Genomic DNA, 23,514 nt, shown 5'->3' with positions numbered 1-23,514 from the left:
TGTTCAGTCATGAACGGCTTCTCCGGTTTTTTTGCTTTTGAACATGTCCAGCGCAAGCATTACGGCACCGACAGTAATTGCACTGTCGGCAAAGTTGAACGCCGGGAAATACCAGCGGTTCTGCCAATGCACCAGAATGAAATCGATCACATGGCCCAAGGCAATGCGGTCATACAGATTGCCCAGCGCGCCACCCAGCACCAGCGCCAAAGCAACGGCCAGCCAGGTTTCGTTGCGCCCCAGACGCTTGAGCCACACCACCAGCACCGCACTGACCACGACCGCGATCAGAGCAAACAGCCAGCGCTGCCAGCCGGAGCTGTCGGCCAGGAAGCTGAACGCTGCGCCCGTGTTGTAGGCCAGGGTCCAGCTGAACAAATCGGGGATCACCACGATTTGCTGGAACATCTCGAGCTTGCCTTCGAAGTAGAACTTGCTGGCCTGGTCGATGACCAGGACCAGCAAACTCAACCAGAGCCAGCTCAGCCGTCCGAAACGGCCAGCCGCATTAGGCATAGTGACGAACCTCGCCAGCGCCGCTGATGTTATCGACGCAACGACCGCAGATTTCCGGATGCTCCGGGTTCACGCCGACGTCTTCACGGCAGTGCCAGCAACGGGCGCACTTGGCGTGGCTCGACTTGACCACTTGCAGTTTCAAACCGGTGACTTCGGTGACCACGGCATCGGCCGGCGCCTGAACGAACGGTGCAACGGTGGCGGTCGAGGTGATCAATACGAAGCGCAGTTCGTTGCTCAGCTTGGCCAGGTCGGCGCTCAGCGCCTCTTCGGCGAACAGCGTCACTTCGGCTTGCAGGTTGCCACCGACGGCCTTGGCCGCACGCTGGATTTCCATTTCCTTGTTGACCGCGACCTTCACCGCCATGATCCGCTCCCAGTAGGCGCGGTCCAGCTCGACGTTTTCCGGCAGCTCGGTCAGGCCTTCGTACCAGGTGTTGAGCATTACCGATTCGTTACGCTCGCCCGGCAGGTATTCCCACAGTTCGTCAGCGGTGAATGCCAGGATCGGCGCGATCCAGCGCACCAGCGCTTCGGAGATGTGGTACAGCGCGGTTTGCGCCGAACGGCGGGCCTTGCTGTTGGCGCCAGTGGTGTACTGACGGTCCTTGATGATGTCGAGGTAGAAACCGCCCAGCTCCTGCACGCAGAAGTTGTGGATCTTGGAGTAGACGTTCCAGAAGCGGTATTCGCCGTAGTGTTCTTGCAGCTCGCGTTGCAGCAGCAAGGTGCGGTCCACGGCCCAACGGTCCAGCGCCAGCATTTCTTCGGCAGGCAGGATGTCGGTGGCCGGGTTGAAGCCGGTCAGGTTCGAGAGCAGGAAGCGCGCGGTGTTGCGGATCCGCCGGTAGGCGTCCGCACTGCGCTGCAGGATCTGCTCGGAAACCGCCATTTCACCCGAGTAATCGGTGGAAGCAACCCACAGACGCATGATGTCGGCGCCCAGGGTGTCGTTGACCTTTTGCGGCGCGATCACGTTGCCCAAAGATTTGGACATCTTGCGACCGGACTCATCGACGGTGAAGCCGTGGGTCAGCAGCTCGCGGTACGGCGCGTGGTTGTCGATGGCGCAACCGGTCAGCAACGACGAGTGGAACCAGCCACGGTGTTGGTCCGAACCTTCCAGGTACAGGTCGGCACGTGGACCGGTTTCGTGGCCCATCGGGTGCGAACCGCGCAGAACGTGCCAGTGCGTGGTGCCCGAATCGAACCAGACATCGAGGGTGTCGCTGATCTTGTCGTATTGCGGCGCTTCGTCACCGAGCAACTCGACCGCGTCCATCTTGAACCAGGCCTCGATGCCTTCGACTTCGACGCGCTTGGCGACTTCTTCCATCAATTCGGCTGTGCGCGGGTGCAGCTCGCCGCTTTCCTTGTTCAGGAAGAACGGGATCGGCACGCCCCAGTTGCGCTGACGGGAGATGCACCAGTCCGGACGGTTGGCGATCATCGAGTGCAGGCGCGCCTGGCCCCAGGCCGGAACGAACTTGGTGTCTTCGATGGCTTTGATCGCGCGCTTGCGCAGGGTTTCGCCGGTCACAGGTTCTTTGTCCATGCCGATGAACCACTGCGCGGTGGCACGGTAGATCAGCGGGGTTTTGTGACGCCAGCAATGCATGTAGCTGTGTTCGATGATGCTGGTGTGCAGCAGCGCACCGACTTCGGTCAACTTGTCGACGATGGCCGGGTTGGCCTTCCAGATGAACTGGCCGCCAAAGAACTCCAGCGACGGTACGTAAACGCCGTTGCTTTGTACCGGATTGATGATGTCATCGTTGACCATGCCGTACTTCTTGCAGGTCACGAAGTCGTCCACGCCATAGGCTGGCGAGGAGTGAACCACACCCGTGCCAGCGCCCAGTTCAACGTACTCGGCCAGGTAAACCGGCGACAGACGGTCGTAGAACGGGTGACGGAAGTTGATCAGTTCCAGCTCTTTACCGGTGGTGGTCGCAACGACCGAGCCTTCCAGGCTGTAACGGGCCAGGCACGACTCGACCAGCTCTTCAGCCAGCACCAGCAGTTTGTCGCCGACGTCGACCAGGGAGTAGTTGAATTCAGGGTGAACGTTCAACGCCTGGTTGGCCGGGATGGTCCACGGGGTGGTGGTCCAGATCACGATCGAAGCAGGTTTGCCCAGCGACGGCAGACCGAAAGCGGCAGCCAGTTTGGCTTCGTCGGCAATCGGGAAGGCCACGTCGATGGTCGAGGATTTTTTGTTCTCGTACTCGACTTCTGCTTCAGCCAGGGCCGAACCGCAGTCGAAGCACCAGTTCACAGGCTTCAGGCCCTTGAACACGAAACCGCCCTTGACGATTTCTGCCAGGGCGCGGATTTCGCCGGCCTCGTTTTTGAAATCCATGGTCTTGTACGGGTTGGCAAAATCGCCCAACACGCCCAGACGGATGAATTCGGACTTCTGGCCTTCGATCTGCTCAGTGGCGTAGGCACGGCACAGTTCGCGGGTTTTGTCCGCGCCCAGGTTCTTACCATGGGTCACTTCGACTTTGTGCTCGATCGGCAGACCGTGGCAGTCCCAGCCCGGAACATAAGGCGCGTCGAAACCCGACAGGGTTTTCGAGCGGATGATCATGTCCTTGAGAATCTTGTTCAGCGCATGACCGATGTGAATCGTGCCGTTGGCGTACGGAGGACCGTCGTGAAGTACAAACTTCGGACGATCCTTGCCAATCTCGCGCAACTTACCGTACAGGCCAATGCTGTCCCAGCGCTGCAGAATCTGCGGTTCGCGCTGAGGCAGGCCGGCCTTCATTGGGAAGGCGGTGTCCGGAAGGTTTAGCGTGGCTTTATAGTCGGTCATTTAAGGCTCTTCATTAGCGATTGGCGCTAGGTGCGACAGGGCACGGGCGGCGGCAACATCCGCATTGATCGCCGTCTTAAGCGCCTCCAGAGAGGCGAAACGCTGCTCTTCACGCAGCTTGTGGTGGAAAACCACCGTCAAACGCCGGTCATACAGATCGCCGGCAAAATCTAAAAGATGCACTTCGAGGTGGGCTTTGCCATCCCCTTGGACCGTTGGCCGCACGCCGATATTGGCGACGCCTGGCCAGGTCTTGCCGTCGATGTCGACGTTGACCAGGTAAACCCCGGTCAGCGGCACGCGACGACGCTTGAGTTGTATGTTGGCCGTGGGCGTACCCAACTGACGCGCCAGCTTCTGGCCATGCAGGACCCGCCCGGCAATCCGGAACGGACGACCGAGCAGTCGCTCGGCCAGGGCAAAATCGGCAGCGGCCAGGGCATTGCGGACCTGGGTGCTGCTGACACGAATACCGTCCAGCTCGACCGTCTGCGCCGCTTCGACGGTAAAGCCTTGCAGGACGCCGGCCTGTTGCAGGAAATCGAAATCCCCTACCCGGTCACAGCCGAAACGGAAGTCGTCACCGACCTCAAGATGTTGTACACCGAGGCCGTCCACCAGAATGGTGTCGACGAATTCGGCGGCGCTGAGCTTGCTCAGGCGCTGGTTGAAGGCCAGGCACAGGACCCGGTCGACACCTTCCTCGGCCAGCAGCTGCAGTTTGTCCCGCAGCCGGGCCAGACGGGCCGGCGCCGTGTCCGGGGCGAAGAACTCTCGCGGCTGCGGCTCAAAAATCACCACGCAGCTGGGCACGCCCAACTCGAGCGCACGCTCACGGAGCCTCGCCAGGATAGCCTGGTGGCCACGGTGAACACCGTCAAAGTTGCCAATAGTGGCGACACAGCCCCGATGCTGGGGGCGCAAGTTGTGGAGGCCTCGAACCAGCTGCATAACGCGCTTCTTGCTCATAAAGTGGTCGATTATAACCACACCCGGCGGCCGACGACAGGCAACACCGTAACCCAAAGTGATCGAGCCGACAAAACCGTCGACTCGCCCGTGTTTATCGAGGTCGTGACCTCAGCTCAGCGTTTTGCGATTGAAGTCTCGCAAACGGAAGCCCATCAACAGCAACATGCCGAAATAAGCGACCACTCCGGCAACGACCAATGAGCCCAGACGCAGGAACCGCTCCAGCATATGCCCTTGATCCCAGGCAGGCATGAAATGCATTCCGACCAGTAACACAGCAGACATCACCAACACCGCAATCACTAGCTTGAAGCCGAATTTCGCCCAACCCGGTTGCGGCTCATACATCTGCTGCTTGCGCAGCTGATAGAACAGCAGGCCGGCGTTAATGCACGCGCCGATGCTGATGGCCAGCGCGAGACCGGCGTGGGCCAGCGGGCCGATCAACACCAGGTTGAACAACTGGGTAACGATCAGGGTGAAAATTGCGATTTTTACCGGCGTGCGGATGTTTTGTTGCGCATAAAAGCCCGGCGCCAGCACTTTGATCACGATAATCCCAAGCAAACCGACCGAATAAGCGATCAGCGCCCGCTGGGTCATGGAGGCGTCAAACGCGCTGAACTGACCGTACTGGAATAAAGAAACCGTCAGCGGCTCGGCGAGAATCCCCAGCGCCAGGGAGCACGGCAACACCAGCATGAAGCACAGGCGCAGACCCCAGTCGAGGATTCGCGAGTATTCCTGGCGATCCTTGCTGGCGTAGGTCTTGGCCAGGGTCGGCAGAAGAATCGTACCCAGCGCCACACCCAGCACACCGGACGGTAATTCCATCAAACGGTCGGCGTAGTACATCCATGACACGGAACCGGCGACCAGGAACGAGGCGAAAATGGTATTGATGATCAGCGAAATCTGGCTCACGGACACACCGAGAATCGCCGGCAGCATTTGTTTCATGACCCGCCAGACGCCGCTGTCACGCAGGTTCAGTCGTGGCAACACCAGCAGGCCGATCTTTTTCAGGTGCGGCAGCTGATAGAGCAATTGCGCCAGACCACCCACCAGTACTGCCCAACCCAGCGCCATGACCGGCGGATCGAAGTACGGCGTCAGGAACACCGAAAAGATGATCATGCTGACGTTGAGCAGGGTCGGCACGAAGGCCGGCACCGAAAAGCGGTTATAGGTATTGAGGATCGCCCCGGCCAATGAAGACAGGGAGATCAGCAATATATAAGGAAAGGTCACGCGCAACAGACTGGCCGTCAGCTCGAATTTTTCCGGCGTATCGGTGAAACCCGGCGCGGTCGCCCAGATGACCCACGGCGCAGCGATCATGCCCAAAGCGGTGACCAACGCCAGTACCAGCGTCAGCAGGCCCGAGACGTAGGCAATGAAGGTTCGCGTCGCCTCCTCGCCCTTCTGGCTTTTATATTCGGCAAGAATCGGCACGAATGCTTGGGAAAAAGCCCCCTCGGCGAAGATCCGTCGCAGCAGATTGGGCAGTTTGAAGGCGATAAAGAAGGCGTCAGTCGCCATCCCGGCGCCAAATGTGCGCGCAATGAGAGTGTCACGAACGAACCCCAGAATCCGGGAAAGCATCGTGATAGAGCTGACGGCGGCCAACGATTTGAGCAGATTCATTGAAAGAGTTTGTGCCTGTCGATAAACAGCAGGCGAACAAAGCGCCTACTTATGCGATACTCCGCGCCGCAGCAGCACAGAGCCAAAGCTCGCGAGTTTACAGGTCAAGCGCCGGAAATAAATATCCCGCCTCTTTATACCTACCACTTAGCGGAACGTCTCAACCGCCCTTGACAAGACATCAACTCATCGGCATGATTCGCGGCCTATTTTGTTTGCTATTTCCTAAAAAGTCTTTCGAGGAGCTCGACGGTGGCCAACACACCTTCCGCCAAAAAACGTGCAAAACAGGCTGAGAAGCGTCGCAGCCACAACGCCAGCCTGCGTTCCATGGTTCGTACCTACATCAAGAATGTAGTTAAGGCCATCGACGCAAAAGACGCTGAAAAAGCTCAAGCTGCTTACGTTCTGGCCGTGCCAGTTATCGACCGTATGGCCGATAAAGGCATCATCCACAAGAACAAGGCTGCTCGTCATAAGAGCCGCCTGAACGGTCACGTCAAGGCTCTGAACCTTGCTGTTGCCGCATAAGCGATAAGCTTGTTAAAAAACCGACCTCAGGGTCGGTTTTTTATTGCCTGCGATTTGGCAGCTATAACGCAAAAAAATGTGGGAGCGGCGGTGCGACGATTCGACTTGCTCGCGAAGAGGCCATAACATTCAACATCATCGTTGACTGTTACACCGCCTTCGCGAGCAAGTCGAATCGTCGCACCGCCGCTCCCACATTTCGATTTGCGTCAGATTACTGGGCGCTCGCCCACGGCAGGATAGGGATGGCGGTGACCGCATTCTGCGGACTACCCTCGATCACACGATCGCTATAGACCAGATACACCAGCGTATTGCGCTTCTTGTCGAGGAATCGCACCACCTGCATGGTCTTGAACACCAGCGAAGTGCGCTCCTTGAACACCTCGTCACCATCCTTCAACTCGCCCTTGAAGCTGATCGGCCCGACCTGACGACAAGCGATAGACGCTTCCGCGCGATCTTCAGCCAATCCCAAACCACCCTTCACGCCACCCGTCTTGGCTCGCGACAGGTAGCAAGTCACACCCTCAACCTTTGGATCATCAAACGCTTCGACGACGATGCGGTCGTTCGGGCCGACAAACTTGAACACCGTCGACACCTGACCAATCTCCTCGGCCGAGGCCTGCAGCGGCATCGCCAACAGCAGACCCAACAATCCTTTTGCCACGCGCATTCAGGTATTCCTTCAGACCAGGATCAGGTTATCGCGGTGAACCAGTTCCGGCTCCGCCATGTAACCCAACAGACCGACAATCGCCTCAGACGACTGACCGATGATTTTTTGTGCTTCCAGCGCGCTGTAGTTGGCCAGGCCCCGGGCGATTTCACGACCGTCCGGCGCCACGCAAACCACCATCTCGCCACGACGGAAGCTGCCCTGGACCAGCTTGACCCCCACAGGCAGCAAACTTTTGTTGCCTTTGGACAGCGCCGTCACCGCACCGGCATCCAGCACGAGCGTGCCGCGGGTTTGCAGATGCCCGGCCAGCCATTGCTTGCGCGCCGCCAACAGGCCGCGCTCAGGCGACAGCAAGGTGCCGATGCGCTCGCCCGCCTTGAGGCGATCCAGCACGCGTTCAATACGCCCGCCAACGATGATCGTATGCGCACCGGAACGAGCCGCCAGCCGCGCAGCACGCAATTTGGTCTGCATGCCGCCACGACCCAGCGCACCACCGGTACCGCCCGCCACCGCATCCAGCGCCGGATCATCAGCGCGCGCTTCGTAAATCAGGTTGGCGTTAGGGTTGTTGCGCGGATCGGCGTCGAACATGCCATCGCGATCGGTAAGGATCACCAACAAGTCAGCTTCGACCAGGTTGGCTACCAGCGCCGCCAGGGTGTCGTTGTCGCCGAAACGTATTTCATCAGTGACCACGGTGTCGTTTTCGTTGATCACCGGAATAACTTTCAGCTCGACCAACGCGCGCAAGGTGCTGCGGGCGTTCAGGTAGCGCTTGCGGTCGGACAAGTCGTCGTGGGTCAGGAGAATCTGCGCGGTATGCCGGCCATGCTCGGCAAAGCTCGACTCCCAGGCTTGCACCAACCCCATCTGACCGATGGCGGCAGCGGCCTGCAACTCGTGCATCGCACTGGGTCGTACGGTCCAGCCCAAGCGACTCATGCCAGCCGCCACCGCTCCGGAGGACACCAGCACCAGCTCGACGCCAGCCTCATGCAAAGCCACCATCTGCTCGACCCAAACACTCATTGCCGCGCGATCCAGGCCCTTGCCGTCCGCCGTCAGCAAAGCGCTGCCGATCTTCACGACCCAACGCTGCGCACCTGTCACCTTGCTCCGCATCATCTTCAACCTTAGCTTGAGGACAGCGCGACCCAGCGCCGTCCGTAACGTTATTCGTGACTACCGATTTCCAGATACTAAAACGCCGCTCGATTGAGCGGCGCTTAAGTTTACTGCAACGAATCAGTCACGCACGTAAATGATTTCCGGACCGTCTTCGTCATCCACATCTTCTTCGTCCCAATCATCGTCGCCGATGTCGTGGACCGACTTCACGCCGCTACGGCGCAGGGCACGCTGATCATCCAGGGCCTGCAGCTGAGCACGGGCTTCGTCTTCGATGCGCTGATCGAGTTCGGCCAATTCTTCTTTGTAAACCGGATCGTTAGCCAGGCGATCGGCACGATCTTCCATATAACGCATGATGTCGTGGCAAAGACGCTCGGTGCCCAGCTTGGAGATGGCCGAGATCACGTAGACCGGACCGGTCCATTCCAGGCGATCAACGATTTCCTTGACGCGAGCATCGTGCTCTTCTTCAAGGATCTGGTCGCACTTGTTCAGCACCAACCAACGATCACGCTCAGCCAGGGACGGGCTGAACTTGGTCAGCTCGCTGACGATCACTTCCGCAGCATCCGGGGCGCTGGCGTCATCGAGCGGCGCCATGTCCACGAGGTGCAGCAGCAAACGCGTACGCGACAAGTGCTTGAGGAAGCGAATCCCCAGGCCTGCGCCATCGGAAGCACCTTCGATCAGACCCGGAATGTCCGCGACCACGAAGCTTTTCCAGCGATCGACACTGACCACACCCAGGTTCGGCACCAGCGTGGTGAACGGGTAGTCGGCGACTTTCGGCTTGGCGGCCGACACCGAACGAATGAAGGTACTTTTACCAGCGTTCGGCAAGCCCAGCAGACCGACGTCAGCCAATACCTTCATTTCCAGCTTCAGATCACGCGCCTCACCCGGCTTGCCCGGAGTGGTCTGACGCGGAGCACGGTTGGTACTGGATTTGAAACGAGTGTTACCCAGACCATGCCAGCCGCCGTGAGCCACCAGCAGTTTCTGGCCAGCCTTGGTCAGGTCGCCGATCACTTCCTGAGTAGCGGAGTCGATAACGGTCGTACCGACCGGAACACGCAGCACCAGCTCCTCACCTTTCTTGCCGGTGCAGTCAGTGCTGCCGCCGTTGGAACCACGCTCGGCATCAAAGTGCCGGGTGTAACGGTAGTCCACCAGGGTGTTGAGGTTTTCGTCGGCGATCATGTAGACCGAGCCGCCATCACCACCGTCACCGCCGTTCGGGCCGCCGTTTTCAATGAATTTTTCGCGACGGAAGCTCATGCAACCGTTGCCGCCGTCGCCGGCCTTTACTCGAATCGATACTTCATCAACAAACTTCATAACAAAACGCCTCTCGTCATACGGACGAGCCGAAAAACACTAAGACATAAGACTCTTGCAAAAATGAGCGCAGCGACCTCAATCAACGACCGCAAATCCAGCGCTGGAGCCCATCACAAACAGCTTTGCAAGAGACTCACCCCACAAACGAAAAAGCCCCGTCGCGAGACAGGGCTTTTCCAGCAACTACGTAATTATGCCGCGACGACTTCAGTCTTCGGGACAATGCTCACGTAACGGCGGTTGAAAGCGCCTTTTACTTCAAACTTGATCACGCCGTCGATTTTAGCGAACAGAGTGTGATCTTTACCCATGCCAACACCGTAACCGGCGTGGAATTGGGTGCCGCGCTGACGCACGATGATGTTGCCCGGAATGATAACCTGGCCGCCATACATCTTCACGCCAAGGCGCTTGGCTTCTGAGTCGCGACCGTTACGGGTACTACCACCAGCTTTTTTGTGTGCCATGAGTCAATTCTCCTAGTGAGGAATTAGGCTGAAATTAAGCCTGAATACCGGTGATTTTGATCTCGGTGTACCACTGGCGGTGGCCCATACGCTTCATGTGGTGCTTACGACGACGGAACTTGATGATGCGGACTTTATCGTGACGACCTTGGGAGATCACTTCAGCCACAACGGTAGCGCCAGCAACAACTGGAGCGCCGATGTTCACGTCATCGCCATTGGCGACCAACAGAACGCGATCAAAAGTAACGGATTCGCCGGTAGCGATTTCCAGTTTTTCGATCTTCAGGTATTCACCTGGGGCGACCTTGTATTGCTTGCCACCAGTAACAATTACTGCGTACGACATGGTATTTCTCCGATAATCCTGCTCACCCAGCTCTTTATAAGAAGAGGTATTGGCTGGCATGGCTGCATTGGGCTGGAAGGCCTGTTTGCAATTGCGTAAGGCAGGTGCTGCCCAGGAAGTTCAGGGTGCGCGATTGTACGCAAGCTGCCGGGGCGATGCAAGAGGCCGTCCATCGTACCTTGACACCCGCCGACGTGGGTCCTAGCATGCCGCGCAACCCTTCTGGAGCAACTGTCGCTGATGCAACCCCAAGCTTTCTACCGCGCGGTGGCGGACGATTTTCGCGCCGTCGACGGCATCATCAAGAAGCAGCTGACTTCCCGAGTGCCGCTGGTATCGAAAATCGGCGATTACATTACCTCGGCTGGCGGTAAACGCCTGCGCCCTCTATTGGTTTTGCTGTGTGGCAAGGCTCTGGGTCGCGAAGGCGATGACCTGCGCCTGCTGGCCGCGACCATCGAGTTCCTGCACACCGCGACCCTGCTGCATGACGACGTGGTCGACATGTCCGGCATGCGCCGTGGCCGCTCGACCGCCAACGCCATGTGGGGCAACGCGCCAAGCGTGCTGGTGGGCGACTTCCTGTATTCGCGATCCTTCGAAATGATGGTCGAACTGGGCTCCATGCCGGTGATGAAAATCCTTTCGCAAGCCACGCGCATCATCGCCGAAGGCGAAGTGTTGCAGCTGTCCAAGGTTCGTGACGCCAGCACCACCGAAGAAACCTACATGGAAGTCATCCGCGGCAAGACCGCGATGCTCTTTGAGGCCTCGACCCACAGTGCTGCAGCGCTCTGCGAAGCGACATCGGAACAGACAGAAGCCCTGCGTACGTTTGGTGATCACCTGGGTGTGGCTTTCCAACTGGTCGACGACTTGCTGGACTACAAAGGCGACGCCGAAACCCTGGGCAAGAACGTCGGTGACGATCTGGCTGAAGGCAAACCGACCCTGCCGCTGATCTACACCATGCGCGAAGGCGCGCCGGAGCAGGCTGCACTGGTGCGCAAGGCAATCCAGAAAGGCGGCATCGAAGACCTGGAAAGCATCCGCGAAGCCGTGGAAGCCTCAGGTTCGCTGGATTACACCGCGCAGCTGGCCCGTGACTACGTGGCCCGCGCGATCAAGTGCCTCGACGCGCTGCCTGCCAGCGAATACCGCGATGCTCTGGTCGAGTTGAGCGAATTTGCGGTCGCCCGCACGCACTGATATTCAAAGCAAGAGCAAAAGATCGCAGCCTTCGGCAGCTCCTACAGGAGTACACAAAACACTGTAGGAGTTGCCGAAGGCTGCGATCTTTTGCTGTGCGCCCCTCCTCCGATAAAACCCTATACAATGTGCGACTTTTAGCGCCCCCCAATCCAAGGAGCTTTAGTGAGCACGTTGCCACCCTGCCCAAAATGCAATTCCGAGTACACCTACGAAGACGGCGCCCAACTGATCTGCCCTGAGTGCGCCCACGAGTGGTCCGCCAGCGGCGAAGCCGAAGCAGTGTCCGATGACACCGTGAAAAAGGATTCGGTCGGCAACGTCCTGCAGGACGGCGACACCATCACTGTGATCAAGGACCTCAAGGTCAAAGGCACCTCGCTAGTGGTCAAGGTCGGCACCAAGGTCAAGAATATCCGCCTGTGCGATGGTGATCACGACATCGACTGCAAGATCGACGGCATCGGCCCGATGAAGCTCAAATCCGAGTTCGTCAGAAAAGTCTGAGCCCGCTGTATTCCATCCCGCGTCCTGCGTGGGATGGTGCTTCACCCTCCCCCGCTTCGCCCAACAATCCCTCGCAATAGCCAAACGCCAGCCGTTTTGACCTTACGCAACCTTTACCCTTAAAAAAACACAAACCGCCAATAGGTCCTTGCTATTTGATTAATAAGAATTATTCTCATTGAAACCAATCAATGGAGATGAGACCCATGACTTATTTGATCGATGCCTGGCTGGACCGCCCACACCCTTACCTCAGGATCCTGCATCGGGAAACCGGGGAAGTCTGTGCAGTGCTTGAAGAAGAAGCCTTGAACGAGCTGCAGGATCAGGGGGATCTGGACGTCAATGGCTTGAGCTCCAGCGAGCCGGTGGTGCTCAAGGAACTGGTGCGCAATCTGTTTCTGTTCTGCTATGCCCGGGCGTTGCGCCCGACAAGCGAACTGCACCACAAGCTTGAAATATGAAGATCGTCGCAAAAAACTGTGGGAGCGAGCTCGCGATGACTGACTAGCATTCAACATCTCTGTCGACTGTTATGCCGCTATCGCGAGCAAGCTCGCTCCCACATTGGGATTACAGAACGTCGAGCAGTTCGACGTCGAATACCAGTACGCTGTGCGGCGGAATGCTGCCAACGCCTTGAGCGCCGTAAGCCAGTTCGCTCGGCACGTACAGACGCCATTTGCTGCCGGCGTTCATCAGTTGCAGGGCTTCGGTCCAGCCAGCGATCACGCCGCCAACCGGGAATTCTGCAGGCTGACCACGATCGTAGGAGCTGTCGAACACAGTGCCGTCGATCAGAGTGCCATGGTAGTGAGTGCGCACTTGATCTTCACGGGTTGGCTTGGCGCCTTCACCTTGAGTCAGCACTTCGAATTGCAGGCCGGAAGCCAGGGTGGTGATGCCGTCACGCTTGGCGTTTTCAGCCAGGAATGCCAGGCCTTCGCCAGCAGCGGCTTCAGCTTTGGCAGCTGCTTCAGCTTGCATGATTTCGCGAATGACCTTGAAGCTCGCGGACATTTCTTCCTGACCCACACGGCTTTCCTTGCCGGCGAAAGCGTCGGTCAGGCCTGCCAGGATCGCGTCCAGGCTAACGCCCGGTGGCGGGTTGTCGCGCAGTTGATCGCCCAGCTGACGGCCAATACCGTAGCTGACGCGGGTTTCGTCGGTGGACAGATTTACTTCGGACATGACACTGCTCCGCTGTGCGGACGGCCCTGGAACTAGCCGTGCGTGCACAGCGCGTCCCGGAGCGCCCGGAACCAAAAGGGCCAGCAGACTAGCACAGATGTCATTGCGTTGATGAGAGCCGTCAGTGCTGCCACGCAATCGGTACCTTCAGGCTTCCCTCGGAGCTAGCACCGAGTCCACACATCTCGTCATGAACCGAAACGTGCACAAGGTTGAACGGCAAGCTGGGAAAGGCATGAAGTACTTCACGCGCATGCTCGACCGAACGAAGATGAAACATCTGGCCGTGGTTATCACTCAGCGGATACGCCGCGCCATGCATCCGCGCTTCCAACAGGTAGATCCCGCCTTCCATCGAGATCAGGTTGAGTTCATCAACCTTCCCGGCGATGGCATAAGCATTCAACTCTTTCAGGTCCATAAACGCACCTCACGCAGTGGCGAGCCAAGATCCTTACAGGCATAGGCCTCGGCGCATCAAAGTACAAGCCACAAACGACACCGCCCGTCTGTTTCGCAACAGACGGGCGGTTTGGTATAGCAATAAAAAGCGATCAGTGCTTGGTCAGCTTATCCAGATAACCCATGGCAAACGCCGAAATCACGAAGGTCATGTGGATGATCACGTACCACTTCAAATGCTCGGGATCGACGTTCTTGGCGTCCATGAAAATCCGCAGCAGGTGGATGGACGAAATGGCCACTATGGAAGCGGCCACCTTCATCTTCAATGAAGAGGAATCCATGGTGCCCAGCCAGTTGAGCTTTTCCTTGTCGTCGTCGATGTCCAGTTGGGAAACGAAGTTCTCGTAACCGGAAATCATCACCATCACCAGCAAACCGCCTACCAGCGCCATGTCGATCAGCGAGAGCAGCACCAGAATCAGATCCGACTCGGCCATCGAGAACACGTTAGGGATGACGTGGAAGACTTCCTGGAAGAATTTCAGCGCCAGGGCCAACAGCCCGAGGGACAGACCGAAGTAGATCGGCGCCAGCAGCCAGCGGCTGGCGTACATTGCATTTTCGATAAAGCGTTCCATTAAATCTCACACAAGGCCTGGAAATGGCCGCGAGTATACCAGCCACCTGTCTATACCCAGAAGCAGCCAGAAACCGTTGGGAAATCCGCAACCTGCGCGTGTGTGACAAGGTTTTTCTGCTAGTGTCCAAAGCATTGACAGCTCAGCGACATCGGACAGGAAGACGGGAAATGGATGTGCGATTGCCTTTAACGAGCGCCGGAATTTGCCTGGCTTTGCTGATGAGCGCCTGCTCACCCAGCGATGAGAAGCGCCAGGTCAGCCTCGAGGAAAAGACTGCTCAGTTCGAGAAGTCTCTGGATGCGATTCAGGACCCAAAACTCAGGGAAGCCGTGGCTGAACTCGGCGGCTCACTGTTGTTGCTCGAGCGTGCGCAACTCAAGCTCGACAGCAAACCGGTGGAAACAGAATATGGCGAAGACGCCCTCGCCGTCCTCAAGCACTATCCGACGCCCCAAGCCTTGGTCGACACCTACATCAACGGCCTGTTCGTGCTGCACAAAGATTCCAGTTCCGACTACCTGACCGATCTGCAACCGGTGTTCCCTTTCAACTTCAACATTCCGGTCGCGTTTCTCTTTCCCCATAGTCTTGAATGGCAATCGGTGACTTTGAGCAATAAACGCGTCATCCCGTTTCAGCCGGAATGGTCAGAAACCGATCCGGGCATTCAGCTCAGTCCGTCGAGCTCCAACCTGACCAACCCCGATGATTTGACGGTGACCTACCCCTTCATCGACGGCCTGGACGTGGACAAAAAGAACCAGCCACAACCGGTGAGTCTGCAAGGCAAGGTGGAAGTCATCGCGCCGCGCCGGCTCTACAGTTTCGACCTGACGAAAAAGGACGTTGGCCAGACTCGCACCAACGACAACCTCAGCGTCAACCTGCTGAACCTTGCAAACAACTACGCCGAAATCGAATTCAACAACAGCGCGCCACTGGCCCCCGAGGTCAGCGAAACACCGCTGAACCCGCTGATCGTCCAGGCCAAGGACAGCAGCGGGCAATTTCTCTCGCGCTCAGGCTCGATCAACGAAACCGCCGCACAAATAGCCTTCTATCAAAAGCAACTGGCGAAAATGCAACAGCAGAAAGCCTGGAGCGAGAGCTTCGAGAAACAGATCGATGAAGAGCAGCGCGCCTTTGAGAAGCAACAGAGCCACCATTATTCCAAGGTGTACTTCAACGGGCCGATCGAAACGCTTGAGGTCAGCGTACTGGACTATTCAACCGCCACGGTGACCCGCAAGGACCTGAACCTGCCGGTACTTCGCTTCGACCCACACACCACGCAAAAGACCATCCAGCCACTGACGCTGCCAGTGGTGGTGTACGACGACCAGGCCACGATCTGGCTCAAGGGCGCCACACTTGGCGAGGAACAACTGAAAAAAAGCATCCGCATCAGCCAGTCGGTCGAAGACCCCAGCGCCGCGCGCATCGAGTTCGATCACCCCAAAAGCTTCAATGATGAGCTGCTCGGCACCTCCTTCACCCCCGGCGAAAGCCCGGTCAGCTTCTTTACCGAGGACGGTAACGGCAAGCGCGATGAGCCGATCGAATTGCCGCCAGAGGCTTACCAGGTCGATCCCCTGCGCGGAACCATCACCTACGACTTGAACCTGTTTCCAGAAACCCCGGCTTACGCGGTGGGCTCCATGCCGCTGTTTCTCGCCATCGTCGAAAAGAAAACCATCGACGCCCACCAGTTGCCCAAAGGGCTGGTGCTCAAGGGCAATGCGCTGGTGGTTGATCTGAAGCAGTTTCCCGCCCAGGACTGGCGTTTCTTCGCCAAGGACGACAGCGGCAATTATCTGAAGGAGATTCTTTCGGTCAGCCACGATGCGAGCGCAGAAGGCCCGGCATTATTGGGGGTGCATTATTTCTACGGGCAGCCTGCCCGTCTGGAAACCTATCAACGAACCGATCTCTCCACCGTGCAATATGGCTTCGAGGTCAAACTCGACAAGGCGGACACGTCCAACCTTGCTCAATAGCCTGTTCAGTGCTCGGGCCGAAACTCGAAACCTCCAGGGTTACGGCAGCGGCCACCATTGATTTCCCGCAACTGAGCTTGCAGGTGCAGGCACCAGATTTGCGGATCATCGGCCAGCTCATAGCCGTGCAGGGTGAGACTTTCAACGATGGTGTCGAGGATCGACTCAGCCACAAAGGGGCCATGAAACGGGCCCTGGGCTTTGATGGCAGAAGGTTGTTCACCTTCCATTCCGGCGGCGAAGAGTAAGGTCCACATGCCCGTATCCCCCGCCAATGGGCGGATGGCACACTCGATACGGGTCACAAGGCCCAGGCATTGACGGGTGAGGCAGAGGTTGCGCGACATGGCGGCGACCCTCGGTAGATCCGGTATTCAGCCCCCACGGGAGGACTGTCTCGATCCAGTGATTACTGTCGATATCCTTGACCTGAGAATAGAGGAAAAGTCTGACTAGCACGTCAAGTGAGACCGAAAGGCGCCGAATGGTCATTCGTGTGAATATTGACGCCAGACTGATGGCACTTTTCATGATTCACCCAAGTCAAATGTGGGAGCGAGCTTGCTCGCGATAGCGCACTGTCAGCCAACAGAGATGTTGAATGTCAGTGCCTCATCGTCGGAACGCCGCCCGGAGCGAGCTTGCTCCCACAGGGGATTGAGGTGACCTCAGGTTTGTATCAAGCCGGTTTGGCCTCGACCAGTGCTTCCTGCGCAGCTTCTTTCTCGGCTTCCTTGAGGTCTTCTTCGCTGATCATTTCTGCGATGACCCGCAAGCGTTCCACCACTCGCGCGTTAACACTGCCTTCAGGGAACTGGCCATCGGCGTCCGGCGCACCGGCCGGCTCGCCGACCAACAGGCTCAAGGCTTCATCAGCCTGGCGCACGGCGTAGACGTGGAACTGCCCCGCGCGCACCGCCGTCAGCACTTTTTCGTCGAGCATCAGCGTGGCAACGTTGGCGTGGGGAATGATTGCTCCCTGTTCACCGGTCAACCCGCGGGCTTCGCAGAGTCGGAAGAAGCCTTCGATCTTCTCGTTGACCCCACCCACCGCCTGCACTTCACCGAACTGGTTGATCGAACCGGTGATCGCAAAACACTGCTTGAGCGGGGTTTTCGACAGTGCCGAAATCAAGGTGCAAGCCTCGCCCAGCGATGCACTATCACCATCGACGTAACCGTAGGACTGCTCCAGGGCGATACTCGCGGAAATCGCCAGCGGGAATTCCTGGGCGTATCGGCTGCCCAGATACCCGGTGAGGATCATCACGCCCTTGGAGTGAATCGGCTGGCCGAGGTTGACCTCACGCTCGATATCGACGATGCCGCTGCCACCCGGGTAGACCGTGGCGGAGATCCGCGCCGGTATACCGAAGGCCGAGTCACCGACCTCCAGCACTGTCAGCCCGTTGCACTTGCCGACCGCCGCACCTGCGGTGTCGATCAGGATGATCCCGGCCAGCATGTCATCGAGAATCCGCGCCGAGACGCGCCCGGTCCGCGTGGCCTTGGCCTTGAGCGCACGTTCGATGTGCCCGGCGTCGGTCATTTCGTCACTGGCCAGTTGGCGAATGAAATCCGCCTCGCTGACCAGTTGGAACAGATCACCGATCCGCGCCGACAAACGCCCCTGGTGCTCAGCCAGGCGAGCACTGTAAGTCGCCAGACGCGCCACCGCATCGGCGGTCAGCGGCGCCATGCCTTCTTCGGAGGTGCGGGTTTTGAGTAACTGGGCGAACTGTTCCAGGCTTTCGTCGACCATCGGGATGTCTTCGTCGAAGTCCACCAGGACGCGGAACATCTCCTGGAAGTCCGGATCGAGGTCCTGCAGCGTGTAGTAGAGCTGTCGGGCGCCAATGATGACGACTTTGACCTGCAGCGGAATGTGTTGCGGTGTCAGGGTCACGGTGGCGAAACGGCCCATCTCGCCCAGCGGCGATTCCATTTTCAGTTTGCGCGATTGCAGCGCGCGTTTGAGCGCATCCCACACGAATGGCTCGCTGAGCATTTTTTCCGCTTCAAGAATCAAGAAGCCGCCGTTGGCGCGGTGCAGCGCACCCGGACGCAACTGTCGATACGTGGTGTAGAGCGCGCCCTGATCGGTGGTGTACTCGATGCGACCGAACAGGTTTTCGTAAGTCGGGTGCGGCTCAAAGACCACTGGCGCACCGCCGCTGAACGGATGACCGACCACCAGGCTCGGCGCGTATTGCTCTTCCAGCAGCTTGCGGGCGATGGCGTCCGTCTTGCTGTCGTCTACCAGTTGCTCGACCACGGTTTTGAGCAGATACACCTGAATCGCTTGCAGGTAACCGCAAACGCCGGCGTTTTCCGCGTACTTTTCCGACAGCGGCGCGAGCAAGGGTTGCAAGGCCAGGGTGATGGTTTCTTCGTTGAGCTGGCGCAGTAGATTGCTCGACTCACGCTTCCACTGCGGCAGGCTGGCGAGTTCTTCGTTCAGCCGCTCTTCCAGCCATGAAATGTCGTCGTGAAAACGCTCGCGATCGGCTTCCGGCAACTGGGCAAATTCGGCCTCGTCCACGGCCTTGCCTTCGCTCATCGGCGTGAACGCGATATTGGTGCTGTCGCGGTACAGCGCAACGTCCTTCTCCAGCGCCAGGCGCTCGATCACATCCAGCGCCTTGTCGTAACGCTGGTTGAAGGCGCGGTCGATGGCGCTTTTCTTCTGCTGGTAGGACGGGTGCTCGAACACGGCCGGAAAAGTCGCCAGCAGGTTGTCGATCAAGCCGTTGATGTCATCGATAAAGGCACCGGCGGTGCCCGACGGCAACTCCAGTGCGCGAGGCTCGCGAGGGTCATCGAAATTGTTGACGTAGACCCAGTCCGCCGGGGTCTGCAGGCGTTTGCCTTCGGCTTTCAGGTAGCGTTTGACGAACGAAAACCGGCCGGTGCCGGGCTCGCCCATGACGAATACGTTGTAACCGGGGCGTGGCATTGCCACACCGAATTGCAAGGCTTCGACCGCACGTTCCTGGCCAAGCACTCCGCGGAAGGGCTCCAAATCATTGGTGGTAGAGAAGCTGAACTGTTCAGCGGAAAACGGACGGGTCAGCGCTTCGGGCGCTAGACGCAAGCTGGCAGCAACAGGATCAGGCATCGGGCTTCCTTACATCAGGCGGGGCAGATAGCGGCATTCTGGCGCTGCCCATACCTCACTTGCAAGGCGCGCCTCTAGCCAAAGCATAGACAAAGCGGCATCCCCAAGCGGGACGGGGCCAAATCAATGTTTTCAATAATGTTTTGCAAAAAATCACGGAACCCCGGGATCGTGCCTAAACTCCAAACTGCGCGGCTGGATTAATAACTGGCCCACTGGCGCCGGATTGGGCCAGACCCCTTGTCCATTGGTATGCACATAAAGAGAACAAAGCTATGAAACGGATTCTTCTCGGTACTCTCTTCACCGCTGTATCCCTCAATGCCATGGCTCAGGCGCCAGGCGGCCCGGATTGCGGTTGGGGCAACATGCTGTTCGAAGGTCAGCGTGGCACCCCGGCTCACTTCCTGGCATCCACCACCAACGGCACTTCCGGCAACGCAACCTTCGGTATGACCTCCGGTACCAACGGTTGCGCGACTAATGCGTCGCTGACCTATGGCGGCAAATCCTGGATTGCCATGAATGGCATGATGAACGAGCTGTCCGAAGACATGGCTAAAGGTCAGGGCGAAGCGCTGACCACTTACGCCGTGGTACTGGGCGTGGCGCCGGAAGACCGTGCGCATTTCGCCGCCGTCACTCATGAGCACTTCCAGCAGATCTTCAGCAAGGCTGACGTGACCGCTGACGACGTGCATACCAACACCCTGGCCGTTCTGAAGAGCGATCCGCGTCTGGCCAAGTACGCCACTCAAGCTTAAGCTCGATCCGCCCGCGCCTTTCGGGGGGCGGGCTTTATTTTTTGGACCTGCCCCTCTTTGGGTAATGTCATTCAACTGTAGGAGCTGTCGAGTGAAACGAGGCTGCGATCTTTGCTTTTAAAGATCAAAGGATCGCAGCCTCGTTTCACTCGACAGCTCCTACAGACAAATGGCATCAACCGCGCTGGGTCTTTGTTTCTTTCGATTAAGTTGCCCACTATGCTCAAACGCCTTGCCTGGCTGGCGCTCTGTGTCTGCGCCCCGCTGTCTGCCACGCCCAAAATCGACAATCAACGTTTGCAGCAATTGGCCAATGACCCCTTCTGGATTTCCCTGGGTCACTACGAAACCGCCAAACTCGGCGGCTGGCGCAGCTATGTCAGCGACAAGAAATTCTTCCTCGCCGCCGACGGCAATGAACATCCTGACCGCGAGCTGGCGGCGACCGTGCAAGCGCTCTACGCCCCGGCCAGTGCTGGCGAAAAACATGCGCAATGCGTCTACCCGGCCCGCACCCGCTGGCTCAAGGCAAAGCTCAACCTGACCGATCTGCCGACGCTTCCCTGCACTGAATTCAAGCAATGGTTCAAGGATGTTTCGCCCCACAGTGCGGTGATGATTTTCCCGGCAGCGTATCTGAACAGTCCGTCATCGATGTTCGGCCACACATTGCTGCGCATCGACCAGGCCAATGTACAGAGCGATCAAACCGCCCTGCTCAGTTATGCGATCAACTTCGGCGCATACATCGAAGGCTCGGACAACAGCATCCTGTATGCCTGGAAAGGCTTGATGGGCGGCTATCCTGGTCTGTTTGCCCTGGTGCCTTATCAGGAAAAACTTTCGGAGTACCGCAGTCTCGAGAACCGTGATCTGTGGGAGTACCGCCTTAATCTGACCCAGGAAGAAACCGAGCGCATGGTCGAGCACGTCTGGGAGCTCAAGCAGATCCAGTTCGACTATTTCTTCTTCGACGAAAACTGCTCCTATCGTCTGCTGGAACTGCTGCAAGTCGCCCGCCCGAGCCTGCGATTGACCGAACAGTTCCCGCTGACCGCGATTCCTACGGACACCGTCAAAGCGGTAAAAGAAGCCGGACTGGTGGAATCCATTCAGTATCGACCGTCTCGCGAACGTGAACTGTTGAGCCGCGCCGAGCCGTTGACCAATGAAGAACAGGAGTGGGTGCTGAAAGTCAGCGCCGACCAGAAGCAGTTACAGGAACCGGCGTTCAAGGCTCAACCCAAGGATCGTCAGGCGTTGATCATCGACGCCGCCTATCGCCTGGAGCGCTACCGCGCCAACGGCCAGGAACGCGATCCGCAACGGGCGCAGCGCAGTTTCGAATTGCTGCGGGCGATCAACCAGAATCCGGCACCGGAACTGGACATCCCGCAACCCGGCCTGCCTGAGGATGGCCATGAATCGCGCACCTGGCAGGCCGGCATCGGCACTCGGGGCGACAAGGCCTTTGGCGAGTATGGCTTGCGCATGGCTTATCACGACCTCAACGACAACGCCGAGAGCTTCCCCCTCGGCGCGCAGATTGAAATCCTGCAAATGAAACTGCGCCAGTACGAAGGCAATCACTGGCAGTTGCAGCAATTGGACCTGGCGACCATCCGTTCCCTGACCCCGCGCAATGAATTGCTGCAACCACTCTCGTGGCAAGTCACCGGCGGCCTGGAGCGTGTGCCGGGCAAGCATGACGACGAAACCCTGGTCAGCCACGTCAATGGCGGTGGCGGCGGGACCTGGAAACTGGGCGACGACATGCTTGGCTTTGCTTTGGGCACCGTGCGCGTTGAGCACAACAACGACTTTGCCGGTTTCATCGCGCCGGCGGCAGGTTTCAACAGCGGCGTGCTGTGGAAAAACCCGCTGGGCAACTTCAGCCTGGAGGCCAAGGGCGACTTCTTCACCAATGGCGAAGTGCGCCGTAGCGTGAGTCTGAATCAACAGTGGGAATTGTCGCGCAACCTGGGTTTGCGCCTGAGTGCCCAGCGCGAGTTCAGCCACCTGGCTTCGCCCGAGAATGAAGTGATGCTTGAGGTGAAGTGGTATCACTATTGATCTTTTGATCTTTCTTTCACATCCCGCTCACGAATCCACTCCTAGACTTCTCCTATAGGCCGTTGACGGTCTGGGAGTCTGAGATGTGGCGTTGCGTGGGCGTGGCGGGGTTGCTGATGTTGATCGCTGGTTGCCAGACAACCCACGAGGATTTGATCGCCAAGGGTTATCCACCGGCATTCGCCGATGGCTTCGATGACGGTTGCAGCAGTGGCCGGCAAGCGGCGGGGGCAATCACCGGAGAATTTCGTAAAAACGTTCCGCGTTACCTCAAGGACAAGCAGTACGCCGAGGGCTGGAGCGATGGCTTCCGTCAGTGTCAGGCGATGCGCGAAAGCGAGGACCGTGAGGATTATCGCAGCCACCATTGGGACGAGCGCGAAAAGGCCTGGCAGCAGCAGAAGGATCAGGACGCCGCTCGTGCTTTTCGCTCGCAATAAGTCGCCCGCAGACATCTGCCGAAACTAAAAGCCTGCGACCATGGCCCAAACCCTATAACGGGAGAAAACCATGAGTCGCGCCTTCGTCAATGAAGATAACGCCGCCGCGCAAGCCGATCAGCCCGTCGAACGGCAAGTCAGTGCGCAGCCCAATTACGTCACCCCAGCCGGACTCGCCCAACTTCAGGCGAAACTTGCCGACGTGCAAAACCTGCTCAATGAACAGAGTGCCAAAGGTGAACTGGCCGACAAACAGCGCCAGGCCGACCTTGAGCGTGACTGGCGGTATTTCAATCAACGACTGCAAAGCGCTCAGTTAGTCGTCCCGGCCTCTTCGTCTGACAAAGTACAGATTGGCGCCTGGGTGACGTTTGCCGATGAACAGGGCAACGAGCAGCGTGTGCAGTTGGTCGGCGAGGATCAGGCGGATGCTGCCAGTGGGTTGATCAACTGGGGTTCGCCTTTGGGTCGGGCGTTACTCGGGGCGCAGGTCGGGGATGAAGTGCTGTGGAAGCGGCCGGCGGGGGATTTGGTGATTGAGGTTTTGGGCATAGAAATTGGGTGAGCTTGAAGGCGCCATCGTCGGAACGCCGCCCGGAGCAAGCTCGCTCCCACAGTAGATCTCCATTGGATTGAAGATTTTCGGCCTACATAAATCCATGTGGGAGCGAGCTTGCTTCAGGCGGCGTTCCGACGATGGCCG

Annotated in this window: 23 protein-coding genes; 9 read left to right on the top strand and 14 right to left on the bottom strand. The window is 58.2% G+C overall.

The genetic code is table 11. The annotated features are described in order from the left end of the window. Window positions 1-3: 3 nt before the first annotated feature. The 4 genes from lspA to murJ all read right to left on the bottom strand — a co-directional run bounded on the left by lspA (window position 4) and on the right by murJ (window position 5,959). Window positions 4-516 carry a signal peptidase II gene (lspA, locus tag CUN63_RS17335; RefSeq protein WP_129441088.1) on the bottom strand — a complete coding sequence of 171 codons (513 nt, stop codon included), beginning with the start codon at window positions 514-516 and terminating at the stop codon, window positions 4-6. Beyond that, the gene (gene ileS / locus CUN63_RS17330) at window positions 509-3,340 is read right to left on the bottom strand and encodes an isoleucine--tRNA ligase (RefSeq protein WP_129441086.1); all 2,832 of its coding nucleotides are present in this window, start codon (window positions 3,338-3,340) and stop codon (window positions 509-511) included. Before ileS ends, lspA begins: the two co-directional genes overlap by 8 nt. Next, window positions 3,341-4,291, bottom strand: coding sequence for a bifunctional riboflavin kinase/FAD synthetase (gene ribF, locus CUN63_RS17325; protein ID WP_008154932.1), 951 nt, complete (start codon window positions 4,289-4,291; stop codon window positions 3,341-3,343). Between the two features lie 129 nt (window positions 4,292-4,420). Further along, a complete protein-coding gene (gene murJ, locus CUN63_RS17320) occupies window positions 4,421-5,959 on the bottom strand; it encodes a murein biosynthesis integral membrane protein MurJ (protein ID WP_129441084.1) in 1,539 nt (512 codons plus the stop codon). Between the two features lie 252 nt (window positions 5,960-6,211). Between murJ and rpsT the strand changes: the two genes are divergently transcribed. Then, window positions 6,212-6,490: a 30S ribosomal protein S20 gene (gene rpsT, locus CUN63_RS17310; protein ID WP_008154937.1), complete on the top strand. Its 279-nt coding sequence runs from the start codon at window positions 6,212-6,214 to the stop codon at window positions 6,488-6,490. A gap of 214 nt (window positions 6,491-6,704) precedes the next feature. Here the strand turns inward: rpsT and CUN63_RS17305 are convergent, their stop codons facing one another. The 5 genes from CUN63_RS17305 to rplU form a co-directional block, all read right to left on the bottom strand. Then, a complete protein-coding gene (locus tag CUN63_RS17305) occupies window positions 6,705-7,169 on the bottom strand; it encodes a CreA family protein (protein WP_129441082.1) in 465 nt (154 codons plus the stop codon). 12 nt (window positions 7,170-7,181) lie between these two features. Beyond that, entirely contained in the window at window positions 7,182-8,300 is a 1,119-nt protein-coding gene (gene proB, locus CUN63_RS17300; protein ID WP_129445113.1) for a glutamate 5-kinase, read from the bottom strand. 123 nt (window positions 8,301-8,423) lie between these two features. Next, on the bottom strand, window positions 8,424-9,647 hold the full coding sequence (cgtA, locus tag CUN63_RS17295) for an Obg family GTPase CgtA (RefSeq protein ID WP_010467530.1): 1,224 nt from the start codon (window positions 9,645-9,647) through the stop codon (window positions 8,424-8,426). A gap of 194 nt (window positions 9,648-9,841) precedes the next feature. After that, the gene (rpmA, locus tag CUN63_RS17290; RefSeq protein ID WP_003215862.1) at window positions 9,842-10,117 is read right to left on the bottom strand and encodes a 50S ribosomal protein L27; all 276 of its coding nucleotides are present in this window, start codon (window positions 10,115-10,117) and stop codon (window positions 9,842-9,844) included. Window positions 10,118-10,151: 34 nt separating this feature from the next. After that, window positions 10,152-10,466 carry a 50S ribosomal protein L21 gene (rplU, locus tag CUN63_RS17285; protein ID WP_003176051.1) on the bottom strand — a complete coding sequence of 105 codons (315 nt, stop codon included), beginning with the start codon at window positions 10,464-10,466 and terminating at the stop codon, window positions 10,152-10,154. A gap of 240 nt (window positions 10,467-10,706) precedes the next feature. Between rplU and CUN63_RS17280 the strand changes: the two genes are divergently transcribed. From CUN63_RS17280 to CUN63_RS17270, 3 genes are all read left to right on the top strand, one after another. Then, a complete protein-coding gene (locus CUN63_RS17280; RefSeq protein ID WP_129441080.1) occupies window positions 10,707-11,675 on the top strand; it encodes a polyprenyl synthetase family protein in 969 nt (322 codons plus the stop codon). Between the two features lie 165 nt (window positions 11,676-11,840). Then, on the top strand, window positions 11,841-12,182 hold the full coding sequence (locus CUN63_RS17275) for a zinc ribbon domain-containing protein YjdM (protein WP_008154270.1): 342 nt from the start codon (window positions 11,841-11,843) through the stop codon (window positions 12,180-12,182). 206 nt (window positions 12,183-12,388) lie between these two features. Beyond that, window positions 12,389-12,646, top strand: a complete 258-nt coding sequence (locus tag CUN63_RS17270) for a hypothetical protein (protein WP_129441078.1) — start codon at window positions 12,389-12,391, stop codon at window positions 12,644-12,646. A gap of 109 nt (window positions 12,647-12,755) precedes the next feature. Here the strand turns inward: CUN63_RS17270 and CUN63_RS17265 are convergent, their stop codons facing one another. The 3 genes from CUN63_RS17265 to CUN63_RS17255 all read right to left on the bottom strand — a co-directional run bounded on the left by CUN63_RS17265 (window position 12,756) and on the right by CUN63_RS17255 (window position 14,416). Next, the gene (locus CUN63_RS17265) at window positions 12,756-13,373 is read right to left on the bottom strand and encodes an FKBP-type peptidyl-prolyl cis-trans isomerase (protein ID WP_046048787.1); all 618 of its coding nucleotides are present in this window, start codon (window positions 13,371-13,373) and stop codon (window positions 12,756-12,758) included. Between the two features lie 121 nt (window positions 13,374-13,494). Continuing rightward, window positions 13,495-13,794, bottom strand: coding sequence for a DUF6482 family protein (locus CUN63_RS17260; protein WP_056742834.1), 300 nt, complete (start codon window positions 13,792-13,794; stop codon window positions 13,495-13,497). 133 nt (window positions 13,795-13,927) lie between these two features. Then, window positions 13,928-14,416 (bottom strand): TIGR00645 family protein, encoded by a 489-nt coding sequence (locus CUN63_RS17255; RefSeq protein ID WP_033054284.1) that lies wholly within the window; start codon window positions 14,414-14,416, stop codon window positions 13,928-13,930. A gap of 170 nt (window positions 14,417-14,586) precedes the next feature. Between CUN63_RS17255 and CUN63_RS17250 the strand changes: the two genes are divergently transcribed. Continuing rightward, on the top strand, window positions 14,587-16,416 hold the full coding sequence (locus CUN63_RS17250) for a hypothetical protein (RefSeq protein WP_129441076.1): 1,830 nt from the start codon (window positions 14,587-14,589) through the stop codon (window positions 16,414-16,416). Window positions 16,417-16,421: 5 nt separating this feature from the next. Here CUN63_RS17250 and CUN63_RS17245 read toward each other — a convergent pair whose 3' ends face one another. Both CUN63_RS17245 and CUN63_RS17240 read right to left on the bottom strand, forming a co-directional pair. Then, window positions 16,422-16,763, bottom strand: a complete 342-nt coding sequence (locus CUN63_RS17245; RefSeq protein ID WP_129441074.1) for a hypothetical protein — start codon at window positions 16,761-16,763, stop codon at window positions 16,422-16,424. Window positions 16,764-17,095: 332 nt separating this feature from the next. Beyond that, window positions 17,096-19,534: a Lon protease family protein gene (locus CUN63_RS17240; RefSeq protein ID WP_129441072.1), complete on the bottom strand. Its 2,439-nt coding sequence runs from the start codon at window positions 19,532-19,534 to the stop codon at window positions 17,096-17,098. Between the two features lie 275 nt (window positions 19,535-19,809). Here CUN63_RS17240 and CUN63_RS17235 point away from each other — a divergent pair, with 275 nt between their 5' ends. The 4 genes from CUN63_RS17235 to CUN63_RS17220 all read left to right on the top strand — a co-directional run bounded on the left by CUN63_RS17235 (window position 19,810) and on the right by CUN63_RS17220 (window position 23,376). Then, a complete protein-coding gene (locus CUN63_RS17235) occupies window positions 19,810-20,298 on the top strand; it encodes a DUF3015 domain-containing protein (RefSeq protein ID WP_129441070.1) in 489 nt (162 codons plus the stop codon). A 219-nt stretch (window positions 20,299-20,517) separates the two neighbouring features. After that, window positions 20,518-22,371 carry a DUF4105 domain-containing protein gene (locus tag CUN63_RS17230; protein ID WP_129441068.1) on the top strand — a complete coding sequence of 618 codons (1,854 nt, stop codon included), beginning with the start codon at window positions 20,518-20,520 and terminating at the stop codon, window positions 22,369-22,371. Between the two features lie 83 nt (window positions 22,372-22,454). After that, on the top strand, window positions 22,455-22,811 hold the full coding sequence (locus CUN63_RS17225; protein WP_129441066.1) for a hypothetical protein: 357 nt from the start codon (window positions 22,455-22,457) through the stop codon (window positions 22,809-22,811). 70 nt (window positions 22,812-22,881) lie between these two features. Next, on the top strand, window positions 22,882-23,376 hold the full coding sequence (locus tag CUN63_RS17220; protein ID WP_129441064.1) for a GreA/GreB family elongation factor: 495 nt from the start codon (window positions 22,882-22,884) through the stop codon (window positions 23,374-23,376). Window positions 23,377-23,514: the final 138 nt, after the last annotated feature.

The organism is Pseudomonas sp. ACM7, assembly GCF_004136015.1.
GTDB classification, from domain to species: domain Bacteria; phylum Pseudomonadota; class Gammaproteobacteria; order Pseudomonadales; family Pseudomonadaceae; genus Aquipseudomonas; species Aquipseudomonas frigoris.
The sequence above is the reverse complement of the archived record's forward strand: the minus strand, read 5'-3'. Positions and strand labels throughout refer to the sequence as shown.

Coding starts and splice junctions, on each gene's coding strand:
- lspA (WP_129441088.1), bottom strand. CDS start 516: ATGCCTAATGCGGCTGGCCGTTTCGGACGGCTGAGCTGGCTCTGGTTG.
- ileS (WP_129441086.1), bottom strand. CDS start 3,340: ATGACCGACTATAAAGCCACGCTAAACCTTCCGGACACCGCCTTCCCA.
- ribF (WP_008154932.1), bottom strand. CDS start 4,291: ATGCAGCTGGTTCGAGGCCTCCACAACTTGCGCCCCCAGCATCGGGGC.
- murJ (WP_129441084.1), bottom strand. CDS start 5,959: ATGAATCTGCTCAAATCGTTGGCCGCCGTCAGCTCTATCACGATGCTT.
- CUN63_RS17305 (WP_129441082.1), bottom strand. CDS start 7,169: ATGCGCGTGGCAAAAGGATTGTTGGGTCTGCTGTTGGCGATGCCGCTG.
- proB (WP_129445113.1), bottom strand. CDS start 8,300: ATGCGGAGCAAGGTGACAGGTGCGCAGCGTTGGGTCGTGAAGATCGGC.
- cgtA (WP_010467530.1), bottom strand. CDS start 9,647: ATGAAGTTTGTTGATGAAGTATCGATTCGAGTAAAGGCCGGCGACGGC.
- rpmA (WP_003215862.1), bottom strand. CDS start 10,117: ATGGCACACAAAAAAGCTGGTGGTAGTACCCGTAACGGTCGCGACTCA.
- rplU (WP_003176051.1), bottom strand. CDS start 10,466: ATGTCGTACGCAGTAATTGTTACTGGTGGCAAGCAATACAAGGTCGCC.
- CUN63_RS17280 (WP_129441080.1), top strand. CDS start 10,707: ATGCAACCCCAAGCTTTCTACCGCGCGGTGGCGGACGATTTTCGCGCC.
- CUN63_RS17270 (WP_129441078.1), top strand. CDS start 12,389: ATGACTTATTTGATCGATGCCTGGCTGGACCGCCCACACCCTTACCTC.
- CUN63_RS17265 (WP_046048787.1), bottom strand. CDS start 13,373: ATGTCCGAAGTAAATCTGTCCACCGACGAAACCCGCGTCAGCTACGGT.
- CUN63_RS17260 (WP_056742834.1), bottom strand. CDS start 13,794: ATGGACCTGAAAGAGTTGAATGCTTATGCCATCGCCGGGAAGGTTGAT.
- CUN63_RS17255 (WP_033054284.1), bottom strand. CDS start 14,416: ATGGAACGCTTTATCGAAAATGCAATGTACGCCAGCCGCTGGCTGCTG.
- CUN63_RS17250 (WP_129441076.1), top strand. CDS start 14,587: ATGGATGTGCGATTGCCTTTAACGAGCGCCGGAATTTGCCTGGCTTTG.
- CUN63_RS17245 (WP_129441074.1), bottom strand. CDS start 16,763: ATGTCGCGCAACCTCTGCCTCACCCGTCAATGCCTGGGCCTTGTGACC.
- CUN63_RS17240 (WP_129441072.1), bottom strand. CDS start 19,534: ATGCCTGATCCTGTTGCTGCCAGCTTGCGTCTAGCGCCCGAAGCGCTG.
- CUN63_RS17235 (WP_129441070.1), top strand. CDS start 19,810: ATGAAACGGATTCTTCTCGGTACTCTCTTCACCGCTGTATCCCTCAAT.
- CUN63_RS17230 (WP_129441068.1), top strand. CDS start 20,518: ATGCTCAAACGCCTTGCCTGGCTGGCGCTCTGTGTCTGCGCCCCGCTG.
- CUN63_RS17225 (WP_129441066.1), top strand. CDS start 22,455: ATGTGGCGTTGCGTGGGCGTGGCGGGGTTGCTGATGTTGATCGCTGGT.
- CUN63_RS17220 (WP_129441064.1), top strand. CDS start 22,882: ATGAGTCGCGCCTTCGTCAATGAAGATAACGCCGCCGCGCAAGCCGAT.